This is a genomic window from Mycolicibacter heraklionensis, assembly GCF_001021505.1.
GTDB classification, from domain to species: domain Bacteria; phylum Actinomycetota; class Actinomycetes; order Mycobacteriales; family Mycobacteriaceae; genus Mycobacterium; species Mycobacterium heraklionense.
The window spans coordinates 1-14,492 of sequence record NZ_LDPO01000024.1 but is presented as its reverse complement, the minus strand read 5'-3'; the positions used below and the strand labels follow the sequence as shown (position 1 = coordinate 14,492).

Annotated in this window: 14 protein-coding genes; 12 read left to right on the top strand and 2 right to left on the bottom strand. The window is 69.3% G+C overall.

Annotation, left to right across the window (positions count from 1 at the left end):
* From murD to ABW16_RS20445, 9 genes are all read left to right on the top strand, one after another.
* On the top strand, positions 1 to 1,518 hold the full coding sequence (murD, locus tag ABW16_RS20485; RefSeq protein ID WP_233424829.1) for a UDP-N-acetylmuramoyl-L-alanine--D-glutamate ligase: 1,518 nt from the start codon (positions 1 to 3) through the stop codon (positions 1,516 to 1,518).
* Positions 1,515 to 3,047, top strand: a complete 1,533-nt coding sequence (gene ftsW / locus ABW16_RS20480; protein ID WP_047321035.1) for a putative lipid II flippase FtsW — start codon at positions 1,515 to 1,517, stop codon at positions 3,045 to 3,047. The genes murD and ftsW overlap by 4 nt, the downstream gene beginning before the upstream one ends.
* Positions 3,048 to 3,051: 4 nt before the next feature.
* Positions 3,052 to 4,197, top strand: coding sequence for an undecaprenyldiphospho-muramoylpentapeptide beta-N-acetylglucosaminyltransferase (murG, locus tag ABW16_RS20475; protein WP_047321034.1), 1,146 nt, complete (start codon positions 3,052 to 3,054; stop codon positions 4,195 to 4,197).
* A gap of 5 nt (positions 4,198 to 4,202) precedes the next feature.
* Positions 4,203 to 5,687, top strand: a complete 1,485-nt coding sequence (murC, locus tag ABW16_RS20470; RefSeq protein WP_047321033.1) for a UDP-N-acetylmuramate--L-alanine ligase — start codon at positions 4,203 to 4,205, stop codon at positions 5,685 to 5,687.
* A 2-nt stretch (positions 5,688 to 5,689) separates the two neighbouring features.
* Positions 5,690 to 6,682 carry a cell division protein FtsQ/DivIB gene (locus ABW16_RS20465; protein ID WP_047321079.1) on the top strand — a complete coding sequence of 331 codons (993 nt, stop codon included), beginning with the start codon at positions 5,690 to 5,692 and terminating at the stop codon, positions 6,680 to 6,682.
* A gap of 326 nt (positions 6,683 to 7,008) precedes the next feature.
* Positions 7,009 to 8,172 (top strand): cell division protein FtsZ, encoded by a 1,164-nt coding sequence (gene ftsZ / locus ABW16_RS20460; protein ID WP_047321032.1) that lies wholly within the window; start codon positions 7,009 to 7,011, stop codon positions 8,170 to 8,172.
* Between the two features lie 18 nt (positions 8,173 to 8,190).
* On the top strand, positions 8,191 to 8,898 hold the full coding sequence (pgeF, locus tag ABW16_RS20455) for a peptidoglycan editing factor PgeF (RefSeq protein WP_047321078.1): 708 nt from the start codon (positions 8,191 to 8,193) through the stop codon (positions 8,896 to 8,898).
* A gap of 155 nt (positions 8,899 to 9,053) precedes the next feature.
* Entirely contained in the window at positions 9,054 to 9,722 is a 669-nt protein-coding gene (locus ABW16_RS20450; protein ID WP_047321031.1) for a cell division protein SepF, read from the top strand.
* 70 nt (positions 9,723 to 9,792) lie between these two features.
* Positions 9,793 to 10,083 carry a YggT family protein gene (locus tag ABW16_RS20445; RefSeq protein WP_019735026.1) on the top strand — a complete coding sequence of 97 codons (291 nt, stop codon included), beginning with the start codon at positions 9,793 to 9,795 and terminating at the stop codon, positions 10,081 to 10,083.
* 7 nt (positions 10,084 to 10,090) lie between these two features.
* Here the strand turns inward: ABW16_RS20445 and ABW16_RS20440 are convergent, their stop codons facing one another.
* Positions 10,091 to 10,885 carry a DUF2249 domain-containing protein gene (locus tag ABW16_RS20440; RefSeq protein WP_047321030.1) on the bottom strand — a complete coding sequence of 265 codons (795 nt, stop codon included), beginning with the start codon at positions 10,883 to 10,885 and terminating at the stop codon, positions 10,091 to 10,093.
* Positions 10,886 to 11,406: 521 nt separating this feature from the next.
* Here ABW16_RS20440 and wag31 point away from each other — a divergent pair.
* Together wag31 and ABW16_RS20430 are read left to right on the top strand one after the other, a co-directional pair.
* The gene (gene wag31 / locus ABW16_RS20435) at positions 11,407 to 12,210 is read left to right on the top strand and encodes a DivIVA-like cell division protein Wag31 (protein WP_047321029.1); all 804 of its coding nucleotides are present in this window, start codon (positions 11,407 to 11,409) and stop codon (positions 12,208 to 12,210) included.
* A gap of 44 nt (positions 12,211 to 12,254) precedes the next feature.
* The gene (locus ABW16_RS20430; protein WP_047321028.1) at positions 12,255 to 12,590 is read left to right on the top strand and encodes a hypothetical protein; all 336 of its coding nucleotides are present in this window, start codon (positions 12,255 to 12,257) and stop codon (positions 12,588 to 12,590) included.
* Here the strand turns inward: ABW16_RS20430 and ABW16_RS20425 are convergent.
* Complete coding sequence (locus ABW16_RS20425) at positions 12,587 to 13,300, bottom strand: phosphoribosyltransferase (RefSeq protein ID WP_047321027.1); 714 nt, start codon at positions 13,298 to 13,300, stop codon at positions 12,587 to 12,589. The genes ABW16_RS20430 and ABW16_RS20425 overlap by 4 nt on opposite strands.
* 135 nt (positions 13,301 to 13,435) lie before the next feature.
* Here ABW16_RS20425 and ABW16_RS20420 point away from each other — a divergent pair, with 135 nt between their 5' ends.
* On the top strand, positions 13,436 to 14,251 hold the full coding sequence (locus tag ABW16_RS20420; protein ID WP_047321026.1) for an SDR family NAD(P)-dependent oxidoreductase: 816 nt from the start codon (positions 13,436 to 13,438) through the stop codon (positions 14,249 to 14,251).
* The last annotated feature ends 241 nt before the right edge of the window (positions 14,252 to 14,492 follow it).

Sequence of the window (14,492 nt, the reverse complement as noted above, 5' to 3'; positions counted from 1 at the left end):
GTGACCGGGTTGGCCCCGCTGTCTCCGGGGGCGCGGGTGCTGGTCGCCGGGGCCGGGGTCACCGGGCGGGCGGTGCTGAACGCCTTGGCGCCGTTCGGGCTGGACGTGACGCTGTGCGACGACAACGCGACCGCGCTGCAAGCCCACCCCGAGGTCACCACCTGCACCCCGGCCCAGGCCGCGGCGCAGATCGGCGGCTACGCGCTGGTGGTGACCAGTCCCGGATTCGGCCCGGACACACCGGTGCTGGCCTCCGCCGCAGCGGCCGGCGTGCCGATCTGGGGTGACGTGGAGCTGGCCTGGCGCCTCGACGTCGCGGGCCACTACGGGCCGCCGCGGCGCTGGCTGGTGGTGACCGGCACCAACGGCAAGACCACCACCACCTCGATGCTGCACGCCATGCTGGTCGCCGCGGGCCGGCGTGCCCAGTTGTGCGGCAACATCGGCAGTCCGGTTCTGGACGTGCTGGGCGAGCCCGCCGGCGGTTCAGCGAGGCTCGACGGAGGAGAGCGGAAGCTGGGACCGCCGCATGAATCCGAACTGCTGGCCGTGGAGCTGTCCAGCTTCCAGCTGCACTGGGCCCCGTCGCTGCGCCCGGAGGCCGGCGCGGTGCTCAACATCGCCGAGGACCACCTGGACTGGCACGGCAGCATGGCCGCCTACACCGCCGACAAGGCCCGCGCGCTGGCCGGCCGGGTGGCGGTGGTCGGCATGGACGACGGGCCTGCCGCGGCGCTGCTGGGTGCGGCGCCCGCCCCGGTCAAGGTGGGCTTCCGGCTCGGCGAACCGGCACCCGGCGAGCTCGGCGTGCTCGACGGCATGCTGATCGATCGCGCCTTCGCTGACCAGGTGGCGCTGGCCCCGGCGGCGTCGATACCGGTGCCGGGCCCGGTCGGGATCCTGGACGCGCTGGCGGCCGCCGCGCTGGCCCGCAGTGTGGACGTGCCCCCGGCGGCGATCGCGGCGGCGTTGGCCTCGTTTGAGGTCGGACGGCATCGCGCCGAACTGGTCGTCGTCGACGGCGGCATCCGCTACGTCGACGATTCCAAGGCCACCAACCCGCACGCGGCCGAGGCGTCGGTGCTGGCCCACCCGCGGGTGATCTGGGTGGCCGGCGGACTGCTCAAGGGCGCCGCGATCGAGCCGACGGTTGCCAGAATCGCTGGCCACCTGGGCGGGGCCGTGTTGATCGGCCGCGATCGCGGCGAGGTTGCCAAGGCGTTATCACGACACGCACCGGATGTCCCCGTCGTCCACGTTGTGACGGGCGAGGATAGTGATATGGGTGATACTGCTGTGTCTCCAGTTACTCATGTGAGGCGAGTAGCTGATGGGTCTGATGAGACGCTGGGCTCACGGGTGATGACAGCGGTGGTGGCCGCCGCCCGCGACCTGGCCCGGCCCGGTGACACGGTGCTGCTGGCCCCGGCGGGGGCATCCTTCGACCAGTTCTCCGGCTACGGCGCCCGGGGCGACGCGTTCGCCGCCGCTGCGCGTTCCGCGGCAGGATCGGTGTGATCGGGATCCTGGCCCGGCTGCGACGGGATGCCGGGGCCCCAGAAGCCGCTGCCGCCTCCTCCGACCAAACTGCGGACAAGCCCGCCAAGACCGAGCCGCGCACCCGGTTCGGGGCCTGGCTGGGCCGGCCGATGACGTCGTTCCACCTGATCGTGGCCGTGGCCGCGCTGCTGACCACGCTCGGCCTGATCATGGTGCTGTCCGCCTCCGGCGTGGAGTCCTACGGCACCGACGGGTCCGCCTGGCGGATCTTCGGCAAGCAGGTGCTGTGGACGGTGATCGGGCTGTTCGGTTGCTACATCGCGTTGCGGATGCCGGTTCGGTTCATGCGCCGGATGGCTTTTCCTGGTTTCGCCTTCACCATCGTGTTGCTGGTGCTGGTGCTCATCCCGGGCATCGGCACGCTGTCCAACGGATCCCGCGGCTGGTTTGTCATCGCCGGCTTTTCTATGCAACCGTCCGAGCTGGCCAAGATCGCGTTCGCCATCTGGGGCGCACACCTGCTGGCGAGCCGCCGCATGGAGCGGGCGACGCTGCGCGAGATGCTGGTCCCGCTGGTGCCGGCCGCGGTGGTGGCGCTGGCGCTGATCGTCGCCCAGCCTGACCTGGGGCAGACGGTCTCGCTGGGCATCATCCTGCTGGCGCTGCTGTGGTACGCCGGTCTGCCGCTGAAGGTGTTCACCAGCTCGCTGTTCTCGGTGGTGTCGGCCGCTGCGATCCTCGCCATCTCGGAGGGCTACCGCTCCGACCGGGTGCGGTCCTGGCTGGACCCCGACGCGGACCCGCAGAACGCCGGCTATCAGGCACGCCAGGCGAAATTCGCGCTGGCCAACGGCGGTATCTTCGGCGACGGCCTGGGCCAGGGAACCGCGAAGTGGAACTACCTGCCCAACGCGCACAATGACTTCATCTTCGCGATCATCGGCGAGGAGCTCGGCTTCATCGGCGGGTTCGGGCTGCTGGCGCTGTTCGGGCTGTTCGCCTACACCGGCATGCGGATCGCGAAGCGCTCCGCGGACCCGTTCCTGCGGCTGCTGACCGCCGCCACCACGATGTGGGTTATCGGGCAGTCGTTCATCAACGTCGGCTATGTGATCGGGCTGCTGCCCGTCACCGGAATTCAGCTACCGCTGATATCGGCGGGCGGAACCTCCACGGCGACAACGCTGTTCATGATCGGCATCATGGCCAACGCGGCCCGGCACGAACCCGAGGCGGTGGCCGCGCTGCGGGCCGGCCAGGACGACCGGATGAACCGGATCCTGCGGCTGCCGCTGCCCGAGCCGTACTCGCCGACCCGTCTCGAGGCGCTGCGCGACCGGCTGCGGTCGCGTCCGCAGCCGGCGGCACGGCCGCGAACGACCGGACGCACGCCGGCCCGCTCGGGCCGGCAGCGCGCCGCCGCGCAGGCGCCGGCCCGGGCAGCGAGTCGAGGCGCCGGGCGCGCAGGGCAAAATGGAGGCGGCCGGCGTCATGCCGGGGCGCGTCCGACTGGCGGACGCGTACGCGCATTGGAAGGTCAGCGATAGGGGAGTGAACGACTCGGTCATCTCATCGGACCGCGGCGCGTCGTTATCGGTAGTCCTCGCCGGCGGGGGTACTGCCGGCCATGTCGAGCCTGCGATGGCGGTCGCCGACGCGCTCCGCGCCCTGGACGCCGACGTCCGGATCACCGCGTTGGGCACCGCCCGCGGTCTGGAGACCCGGCTGGTGCCGGCCCGCGGTTACGACCTGGAGCTGATCACTCCGGTGCCGTTGCCCCGCAAGATCAACGCCGACCTCGTCCGGCTACCGCTGCGGGTGCTGCGTGCTGTGCGGGAGGCCCGGGCGGTGCTGCGCGACGTGCAGGCCGACGTGGTGATCGGTTTCGGCGGCTATGTGGCGCTGCCGGCGTATCTGGCCGCGCGCGGTCTCGGCGCGAAGCGGGTGCCGGTGGTGATCCACGAGGCCAACGCACGTGCCGGCCTGGCCAACCGGGTCGGCGCCCGGGGCGCGCAGCGGGTGCTGTCGGCAGTTCCGGACTGCGGTCTGGCCCATCCCGAGGTGGTCGGGGTGCCGGTCCGGGCGGCGATCACCACTTTGGACCGGGCCGCGCTGCGGGCGGCGGCCCGCGCCGAGTTCGGCTTCGCCGACGACGCCCGGGTGCTGCTGGTGTTCGGCGGATCGCAGGGCGCCCAATCGATCAACCGGGCCGTGGCGGGAGCAGCCAAACATCTTGCCGCCGCCGGCGTTTCGGTGCTGCACGCGCACGGACCGAAGAACACCCTGGACCTGCCGGAAGCCGAGCCGGGTGATCCGCCGTACGTCGCGGTGCCCTACCTGGACCGGATGGACCTGGCGTATGCGGCCGCGGACCTGGCGATCTGCCGTTCCGGGGCGATGACGGTTGCCGAAGTGTCGGCGGTCGGGCTGCCCGCGGTGTATGTGCCGCTGCCGATCGGCAACGGCGAACAGCGCCTCAACGCACTTCCGGTGGTCAACGCCGGAGGCGGCATCTTGGTCGACGATGCGTCGCTGACTCCGGATTTCGTGGCCGACACCGTCGCCGGGCTGCTCACCGACACAGCGCGGCTGGCCGCGATGACCAGTGCCGCGGTCCTGGCCGGGCACCCGCAGGCGGCGCGACGGGTGGCTTCCGTCGCGCTGGATGTCGCGAGCGCAGCGAGGGACGGCCGGTGAGCGGCATGAGCTCCGACCAACTGCCGCCGGAACTGAGCCGGGTACACATGGTCGGCATCGGCGGAGCGGGCATGTCCGGCATCGCCCGCATCCTGCTGGACCGCGGAGGCCTCGTCTCGGGCTCGGATGCCAAGGAGTCCCGAGGGATTCACGCGCTGCGGGCCCGGGGCGCGCAGGTCCGCATCGGTCACGACGCAACGGCCCTGGACCTGCTGCCGGGCGGGGTCACCACGGTGGTCACCACCCACGCGGCGATCCCCAAGACCAATCCCGAACTCGTCGAGGCCCGTCGTCGCGGTATCCCGGTGGTGTTGCGGCCGGCGGTGCTGGCGAAGCTGATGGCCGGGCGCACCACGCTGATGGTCACCGGCACCCACGGCAAGACGACCACGACCTCGATGCTGGTGGTCGCATTGCAGCACTGTGGGCTGGATCCGTCGTTTGCGGTCGGCGGCGAATTGGGCTCTGCCGGTTCAGAAGCCGGGACCAACGCCCATCATGGCAGCGGTCCGCTGTTCGTCGCCGAGGCCGACGAGAGCGACGGCTCGCTGTTGGAGTACACCCCCAACGTCGCGGTGGTGACCAACATCGAGGCGGACCACCTCGACTTCTTCGGCAGCGCCGAGGCCTACACGCGGGTGTTCGACGCGTTCGTCGAGCGCATCGCGCCCGGTGGGGCAGTGGTGGTGTGCGTCGATGACCCGGGCGCCGCCGAGCTGGCCGACCGCACTGCGGCGCAGGGCATCCGGGTACTGCGCTACGGCACCGAACGCCCCGGGCGGGCGGCGCTCGACGGCGAGCTGGTCAGCTGGGAGCAGCAGGGCACCGGCGCGGTCGCCGAGATCACGCTGGCCGGAACGGGTGAGCGCAGGGCGATGCGACTGGCGGTGCCCGGACGGCACATGGCTCTCAATGCGCTCGGCGCGCTGCTGGCGGCGGTCGAGGTCGGTGCGCCGCTGGATGCGGTGCTCGACGGCCTGGCCGGGTTCGACGGGGTGCGCCGCCGATTTGAGCTGGTCGGCTCGGCAGGCGGCGCGGGGTCGGTGCGGGTCTTCGACGACTACGCGCACCATCCCACCGAGATCGCCGCGACGCTGACCGCGGTCCGAGCTCTGCTGGACGAGCGGGGAACCGGGCGCAGCCTGGTGGTGTTCCAACCGCATCTGTACTCGCGGACAAAGGAATTCGCCACCGAGTTCGGCCGGTCACTGGACGGCGCCGACGAGGTTTTCGTCCTGGACGTCTACGGTGCGCGCGAGCAGCCGTTGCCCGGGGTGAGCGGCGCCACTGTTGCCGAGCACGTCAGCGTGCCGGTGCATTACCTGCCCGATTTCTCGGCGGTGCCCGAGGCGGTGGCCGCGGCGGCCGGCCCCGGTGACGTGATCGTCACCATGGGCGCCGGCGACGTGACCGTGTTGGGCCCGGAGATCGTCACCGCGCTGCGGGCGCGGTCCGATCGGACCCCTCCCGGCCGCCCGGGCGCGCTGTGACCATGCCGCCCGAAACCTCCGATGTGCCACCGGATGAACCGGAGGACGTCGCGGACGCCCCCGAAAGCGACGTAACGGAAGCCGCCGAGACCAGCGCTGCCGCGGCCGCACCGGAGGCCCCGGAAGGCGACGCCGCCACGGACGACCAGGACGCCGCAGCCGCCGACGAGCCCGCCGAGGAGGAGGGGCCGCGACGCCGGGCCCGCCGCGAACGCGCGGAGCGGCGTGCCGCGCAGGCGCGCGCCGAGGCGATCGAACAGGCCCGCCGGGAGGCCAAGCGGAAACTGCGCGCCGGTTCCGCCGAACCGGCCAAAGGTGTTCCCCGCGGAACCATCCGAGGCCTGAAGATGGCGCTGGCGGTCTTCCTGACGGCGGTGCTGATCGTCGGGCTCGGGCTCATCTTGTACTTCACACCGCTGATGTCGGTGCGCGAGATCGAGGTCACCGGGATCGCAGCGGTGACCCGTGAGGAAGTGCTGGATGTGGCGCGGGTGGGGCTCGGTACGCCGTTGCTGCAGATTGACACCGGCAGTGTGGCCGATCGGGTCGCGACGATCCGACGGGTGGCCAGCACGCGGGTGCAGCGCCAGTATCCTTCGGTGTTGGGGATCGCGGTGGTCGAGCGGGTCCCGGTGGTCTACAAGGACTTTCCGGACGGCCCGCACCTGTTCGACCGGGACGGTGTCGATTTCGCGACGGGGGCGCCGCCGAGGATGCTGCCGTTCTTCGATGTGGAGAATCCCGGCCCGGCGGACCCGTCGTCCCTGGCCGCCCTGCAGGTGATGACCTCGCTGGCGCCCGAGGTAGCCGGGCAGATCAGTCGGGTGGCCGCCCCGTCGGTGGCGTCGATCACCTTGACGCTGGCCGACGGACGGGTGGTGGTGTGGGGCAATACCGACCGCACCGCGGAGAAGGCGCAGAAGCTGGCCGCGTTGTTGACCCAGCCCGGCCACACCTATGACGTGTCGAGCCCGGATCTGCCCACCGTCCGCTAGCGCCGCCGAACGACCCGTCGTCCCCGCCGAGTGTGAATCCGGCTGCACGACACGCGGAAATCCCGTCGCCAGGTTCACACTCGGCGAAAGGGGCAGCGGGAAGACCCCGCCCTACAGGAAAATTCGCGGGGCGTGTCTCGGCGCGTCGGCGCCGATGACGGCCGGGGCGGCCCTACTGTGGCGGTTGCGCGGAACAACTTGACATAACTCTAAGCCTTTGGTTGAGGTTGAGGGTTTGGCAGGGTTTGGTACAGGCAGATCGGGGAGTTCCGCGCCAGGCCCGGCCCCAGAGAGGACTCCAATCCCACCAGGGAGGAAGACGAACGATGACCCCACCGCACAACTATCTGGCCGTCATCAAAGTCGTGGGCATCGGTGGTGGCGGCGTCAATGCCGTCAACCGGATGATCGAGCAGGGCCTCAAGGGCGTTGAGTTCATCGCGATCAACACCGACGCGCAGGCATTGCTGATGAGCGACGCCGACGTCAAGCTCGACGTCGGCCGTGACTCCACCCGCGGCCTCGGCGCCGGCGCCGACCCCGAAGTGGGCCGCCGCGCCGCCGAGGACGCCAAGGACGAGATCGAGGAGCTGCTGCGCGGCGCCGACATGGTATTCGTCACCGCCGGGGAGGGCGGCGGCACCGGCACCGGCGGTGCACCGGTGGTCGCGACCATCGCGCGCAAGCTCGGCGCACTGACCGTCGGCGTGGTCACCCGGCCGTTCTCCTTCGAGGGCAAGCGGCGCAGCAATCAGGCCGAGAACGGCATCGGCGCGCTGCGGGAGAGCTGCGACACCCTGATCGTGATCCCCAACGACCGACTGCTGCAGATGGGCGACGCCCAGGTCTCGCTGATGGACGCGTTCCGCAGCGCCGACGAGGTGCTGCTCAACGGTGTCCAGGGCATCACCGACCTGATCACCACCCCCGGCCTGATCAACGTCGACTTCGCCGACGTCAAGGGCATCATGAGCGGCGCCGGCACCGCGCTGATGGGCATCGGATCGGCCCGTGGCGACGGCCGGGCGCTCAAGGCCGCCGAGATCGCGATCAACTCGCCGCTGCTGGAAGCCTCGATGGAGGGCGCCCAGGGCGTGCTGATGTCGGTCGCCGGTGGCAGCGACCTGGGGTTGTTCGAGATCAACGAGGCGGCATCGCTGGTTCAGGACGCCGCGCACCCCGAGGCCAACATCATCTTCGGCACCGTGATCGACGACTCCCTCGGCGACGAGGTGCGGGTGACGGTGATCGCGGCCGGCTTCGACTCGGCAGGCTCCGGCCGCAAGCCGGTGACCGGCACGGCTGGTCAGGCCCGGCACGCGATGGCGTCCGGACAGGCCGGCAAGGTCACCACGTCGCTGTTCGACCCGGTGGACGCGGTCAGTGTGCCGGCTCCCACCAACGGTGCGACGGTCAGTGTCGGTGGGCGCAATGGCGATGACGGCAGCGATGACGACGACGTCGACGTCCCGCCGTTCATGCGGCACTAGCGTTTGGGCCCCGGGTCGGTGAGTTTTCGCGTCCGGCGGGTGACGACCACCCGCTCCGGCGGCGTGTCGGCGGCTCCGTTCGACAGCTTCAACCTCGGCGATCATGTCGGCGACGACCCGGTCGCGGTGGCTGCCAACCGCGCGCGGCTGGCCAAGGCCACCGGCCTTGGTCCCGACCGGCTGGTGTGGATGAACCAGGTCCACGGCGATCACGTGGTGGTCGTCGACGGGCCGCGTGACACCCCGATCGACGCCACCGATGCCCTGGTCACCACCGTGCCCCGGCTGGCGATGGTGGTGGTGACCGCCGACTGCGTTCCGGTGCTGATGGCCGACGCGCGGGCGGGAGTGGTCGCCGCGGTCCATGCCGGCCGGGTCGGCGCGCAGCACGGTGTGGTCGCTCGCGCGCTGGAGGCAATGCTGACGGCAGGAGCGCGCGCGAGCGACGTTTCGGTTTTGCTGGGCCCGGCGGTGAGTGGACTGCACTACGAGGTGCCCGCCGAGATGGCCGACGAGGTCGAGGCGGCCTTGCCCGGCAGTCGCACCGTCACGTCGGCCGGCACTGTCGGGCTGGACCTGCGGGCTGGAATCGCCCGTCAACTACGGGGATTGGGCGTCACCGCGATCGACGCGGACCCGCGTTGTACGGCGGCGGACCCGAAACTTTTCAGTCACCGTCGCGACGGGCTCACCGGCCGGCTGGCGTCCCTGGTGTGGCTGGAATGAGTCCGCGGTAGAGGTCGCTGGAGGGGGTGAGTGAAAACGGTGGGAGCTGTCCGCGTGTCGGTGCCGCGCCAACGCGCTCGCTGCCGTTACCGTCACCGTTATTAGTCACTTCAGTCACACCTTCATCACAGTCATCAGCCTAGAAGGGTCCAGGGATGAGCACACTCCACAAGGTCAAGGCCTACTTCGGGATGGCTCCTATGGAGGACTACGACGACGACTACTACGAGGACGGCGATGACCGCGCCGGCTCGCGTGACTACGCACCTCGGGCGGAGCGGTTCGGAGAGGATGTTTTCGACCGGGTCGGCGGCCGCTCCGAGAGCCGTTACGACGACCGCTTCGAGGACCGGGACTACGACGACGCGCCCGCCGGCTACCGGGGCGGCTACGACGACGATGTCCGCGACCCTCGCTACCGCACGCGTGAGTTCGACCGTCCCCGTGACTTCGAGCGCCGGTTTTCCTCGCTGCGGGGCTCGACCCGCGGCGCCTTGGCGATGGAGCCGCGGCGGATGGCGATGATGTTCGACGAGAGCAGCCCACTGTCGAAGATCACCACGCTGCGGCCCAAGGACTACAGCGAGGCCCGCACCATCGGCGAGCGGTTCCGCGACGGCACCCCGGTCATCATGGACTTGGTGTCGATGGACAACGCCGACGCCAAGCGGCTGGTCGACTTCGCGGCTGGACTCGCCTTCGCCCTGCGCGGCTCTTTCGACAAGGTCGCGACCAAGGTGTTTCTGCTGTCCCCGGCCGACGTCGACGTGTCTCCGGAGGAGCGCCGCCGCATCGCCGAGACCGGCTTCTACGCTTATCGGTAGTCTGGGAGGGCAGTCGAGCCGGTCAGCACTGCTGATGCGGGCCCACCCTCGTCAGTAAGGTCGCATTCCGTTGGCGCTGTTCTTCACGATTCTCGGTATCGCGCTATTTGTTTTCTGGCTGTTGCTGATCGCCCGAATCGTCATCGAGTTCATCCGCTCGTTCAGCCGTGACTGGCACCCGCGGGGGGCCACGGTGGTGATCCTGGAGCTGATCATGAGCATCACCGATCCGCCGGTGAAGCTGCTGCGACGCCTCATACCGCAGCTGACCATCGGGGCGGTGCGCATCGACCTCTCGATCATGGTGCTGCTGCTGATCGCGTTCGTCGGCATGGAACTGGCCCTGCAGCACGCCGCGTGACTCGGACTCAGACCCGGGTCAGGCGCAACCGCCAGGCCTCCGGTCCGCGTTCCTCGTAGCCGACCGCCAGGCGGCCACCGCTGCGCTCCGCGAGCTGACGCAGCAGCGGAATCGGGTCGTGCGGCGCCACCAGCAGCATCGATCCGCCCACCGGAACCGCGTCGAAGGCACCGAACACCGTCGCATGCCTGATGGCGTGCGGAACCTCTCGTACGTCCAGTTCGGGCATCTCGTCGTCTTCCTCGCCGCACCCGCACCCGGCGTGGCCGTCGTGTCCGTGGGCCTGCGGGGCCGGCTGGGCGGCTGGAGCGGAGCCGGCTGTGGCCGCGGGAAGTTGGGCAGCCAGCTCGGCCAGCGAGACGCCGCTGTCCTGGGCGAGCGCGGGCAGCAGCAGGTCGGCGACCTTACCCAGCAGTGCCTCCACGAGTACGCGCAGCGCCTCCACGTGCGCGACGACCTGAACCCGGTCGGTTGCGTGGGCGATGCGTGCCGCCGTCTGCTCGATCAGCTGGGTGTCACCGAGCAGGCCTTCGACCAGCAGCCGGGCGCGCTCGACACCGGCCGAGGCGGGGAAGATCAACTGCACCGCGGCGCGCAATTGGGGCCGCACCGCCTGGTCGATGAACGCCTGCACTGCATGGTGGGCCTCGTCGAATGCCGGGCCGGTCGCGCCCAGCGCGGCGAATGCCGCTGCACCCAACGCAGCCTGGCGGCCGAGCAGTTCGGCGTAGCGGGATCGGATGTCATCGACGGCTGCCGAGTCCGCTGCGCTGGTCGCCATGACCACGTCATTCGTTGTCATTCCCGAGTGTCCCTCCGGTCGGTCCCGCACGGTTCGACCCCGCCATGAATATTTACGGGTCGCGATTGTGAATAATACGGCGGAGCGGGCCGGACCGGTACCCCCGCGGGCCGGGTGGGGCGCCCGGGATCGGCTGGCGACACGTTTCGCGGCGCAGCGAAATAGATCACATTTCGCTGGCTGGATACCTAAGCACTTTGCTGCCGGCGGTCGGATTGGCAGAACCGTCCGCCCGCTGTCGCCGGCGGCCGAGCCCCTGGTCCCGGGGCTTTGGCCCGGACACGGTGGTCCGGCGGCGCTGCTCACCGGCCGGGATCGCCGATCGCCCTCAGAGCGTCCGTTTGCCAAAGCGTGATTTCTGTGGCAGCAATTTGAAATTCACTCTTAATATCGTTCACATTGCCGAGCGCAGCGGCGGATGTGACAGGATGGACGGCAGTTACACACGGCGAGCGTTTTCCAGGTCGACCTAACCCGTGCCCGATCGGCGCTACCTACTACCTGACTCGAGGGGGCAGACGATGCCACTAACACCGGCCGACGTACATAATGTCGCGTTCAGCAAACCGCCGATTGGGAAGCGCGGCTACAACGAGGACGAGGTCGACGCCTTCCTTGACTTGGTGGAGACCGAGCTGACTCGTCTCATCGAGGAGAACGCCGACCTGCGTCAGCGGGTCAGCGAGCTCGACCAGGATCTGGCCGCGGCCCGTGCCGGTGGCGGCGCGCAGCCGATTCCCTCTATCCCGGTGTACGAGCCCAGCCCTGAACCGGTCGCCCCGCCGCAGCCCGTGGTGGCCCCGCCGGCGGCCGAAGTGACTTCCGAGGAGCAGCACCTCAAGGCGGCCCGCGTGCTGAGCCTGGCCCAGGACACCGCGGACCGGTTGACCAGCACCGCCCGGGCCGAGTCGGAGAAGCTGATGGCCGACGCCCGCGCCAACGCCGACCAGATCCTCAGCGAGGCGCGGCAGACCGCCGAGACGACGGTCGCCGAAGCCCGTCAGCGGGCCGACGCCATGCTGGCAGACGCCCAGACCCGTTCGGAGACCCAGCTGCGCCAGGCTCAGGAGAAGGCCGACGCGCTGCAGGCCGACGCGGAGCGCAAGCACTCCGAGATCATGGGCACGATCAACCAGCAGCGCACCGTGCTGGAAGGTCGCCTCGAACAACTGCGCACCTTCGAGCGCGAGTACCGCACCCGGCTCAAGACGTATCTGGAATCCCAGCTCGAGGAGTTGGGCCAGCGGGGCTCGGCGGCACCGGTCGACAGCAGTGCCTCCGGCGACGGCGGCGGGTTCAACCATTTCAACCGCGGCACCAACTGACCGTCGGAGTCGAGTAGTTCGCCCGTCGGACTGGAGGTGATGAGATGCTGGTCATCGCATTGGTATTGGCGGTAATCGGCCTTGCCGCGTTGGTGTTCGCCGTCGTCACCAGCAATGCGCTGGTCGCCTGGGTCTGCATCGGCGCGAGCGTGCTGGGCGTGCTGCTGCTGATCGTGGACGCGTTGCGGGAGCGGCGCGCGAACGCTCCAGCGGTCGAGGCCCCCTTGGATGCCGGGGACGCTGTCGATGAGTCCGAGGTTCCCGCCGACGATGACGACAGTGCTGACATCGAGAGCTCCGACGCGGTTGACGAGGTGGACTTCGACGCCGAGGCGACGGAAGAGCCCGCCGACGAGCCGGCCGCCCACCCGGCCGATTAGCCTGCCGCTCGGCCCGTAGTCGGTGTGGCCAGTAGGTCGCGGACTTCGTCGTCGTCGGTCTGGTGAAAGTCGCGGTAGGCCTGCCCTACGGCATCGAATGCCTCGGGGTTCGTGACGCAGACGATGTCGTCGGCTTCCTGGGCGATCTTGCGGCACGCCGAGCGTGGCGCCACCGGCACGGCGACGATGATCGACGCCGGTTCGGCCGCCTGGACCGCCCGCACGGCCGCCAGCACACTCGCTCCGGTGGCGATACCGTCGTCGACCAAGATCACCACCCGGCCGCGCAGGTCGGCCGGCGGCCGGTCCCCGCGGTAGGCACGTTCGCGGCGGCGCAACTCGGTCTTCTCGCGCTCGATCACCGACTGCACCACGTCGTCGCTGATACCCAGGCTGCGAACCACTTCGTCGTTCATCACCACGTGGCCGCCGGCCAGCGCACCCATCGCCAGCTCGGGTTGCTGCGGCACACCGAGCTTGCGGACAAGGAACACGTCCAACGGCGCCCGCAGGGCGGCGGCGACCTCCCAGGCGACCGGCACGCCGCCGCGGGCCAATCCCAGCACCACCACGCCCTGGGCGCCCGCTACACCGGGCAGGTAGTCGGCTAGGTAAGCCGTCAGCAGCTCGGCCAAGGCCCGGCCGGCGTCACGGCGGTCGTGGAAGGAGCGTGGCGCCGGCTGGCGAAGGTACGCGCCTGAACGAGTCATCTCCCCATCGAGCCTACGACGGTTGGGGCATGCGATGCGATGGTGAACGCGCGCATATCGGCCGAATCACCAGACAAGGCAGTTGCCTCGCTGCCACACTCGCTCCAGGGGATATGGCCTTTGCGGAGGTTATTCGTGGACGGTTTCGCCGGGAAAGTCGCTGCCGTGACCGGCGCAGGTTCGGGTATCGGACAGGCGCTCGCCATTGAACTGGCCCGCTCGGGCGCGAAGCTGGCCATCAGCGACGTGGACGCCGATGGACTCGCGCACACTGAGGAACTTTTACGGCGAATCGGCAGCCCGGTACGTGCGGAAAGAATTGATGTGACCGAGCGCGACGCGATCGCGGCATATGCCGATTCCGTTGCAGATCACTTTGGTGCTGTTAACCAGATTTACAACATTGCTGGCATCGCGTTCCTTGGTGACATTGAAATCAGCCAGTTCAAGGATGTCGAGCGGGTGATGGACGTTGACTATTGGGGCGTCGTGAACGGCACCAAAGCATTCATTCCTCACCTCATCGCTTCCGGCGACGGCCACGTCATCAACATGTCGAGCATGTTCGGTTTGGCCGGGGTACCAGGCCAAGCGGCTTACACTTCGGCGAAATTCGCGGTTCGCGGCTTCACGGAGGCGCTGCGGCAGGAAATGCTGTTGGCACACCATCCGGTGGCGGTCACGGTGGTGCATCCCGGATACGTCAAAACTGCCGTTGCCCGCAATGCGACCACAGCAGAGGGTGTCGATAAGACGAAGACGGTGCAGGCTTTTGACAAGATCGCGATCACGGGGCCTGAACGCGCCGCGCGCATCATCCTGAAAGCGGTACGCAAGCGCAAGGCCCGCGTATTGGTCGGACCAGACGCGAGAGTCCTCGACCTGATCGTCCGCATTGCACCGTCCAATTACCACCGGCTTCTGATGCCGCTGACGGCACGCTTTCAATAGCTGCGCACCCGATAGCTGCCGGAGTTGTGCTAACCCGGCTGGGAACAAATCTGTAACCGATGACGCGACGCAGGTGTAACCCATGACCCGACTCATCACACTGTGTCCGAGGGGGTGTGTGAGTTCACGACATAGGTGACAGATGAGTCGCGACATGGGTGACACCTGCATCGGTGGCTGCTGAGTCGCGTCATAGGTGACAGTCATGGGTCATGTCCAAAGCGCGCGTGGCCGTCCTAGA

Coding starts and splice junctions, on each gene's coding strand:
- murC (WP_047321033.1), top strand. CDS start 4,203: ATGAGCTCCGACCAACTGCCGCCGGAACTGAGCCGGGTACACATGGTC.
- ABW16_RS20465 (WP_047321079.1), top strand. CDS start 5,690: ATGCCGCCCGAAACCTCCGATGTGCCACCGGATGAACCGGAGGACGTC.
- ftsZ (WP_047321032.1), top strand. CDS start 7,009: ATGACCCCACCGCACAACTATCTGGCCGTCATCAAAGTCGTGGGCATC.
- ABW16_RS20450 (WP_047321031.1), top strand. CDS start 9,054: ATGAGCACACTCCACAAGGTCAAGGCCTACTTCGGGATGGCTCCTATG.
- ABW16_RS20440 (WP_047321030.1), bottom strand. CDS start 10,885: ATGACAACGAATGACGTGGTCATGGCGACCAGCGCAGCGGACTCGGCA.
- wag31 (WP_047321029.1), top strand. CDS start 11,407: ATGCCACTAACACCGGCCGACGTACATAATGTCGCGTTCAGCAAACCG.
- ABW16_RS20430 (WP_047321028.1), top strand. CDS start 12,255: ATGCTGGTCATCGCATTGGTATTGGCGGTAATCGGCCTTGCCGCGTTG.
- ABW16_RS20425 (WP_047321027.1), bottom strand. CDS start 13,300: ATGACTCGTTCAGGCGCGTACCTTCGCCAGCCGGCGCCACGCTCCTTC.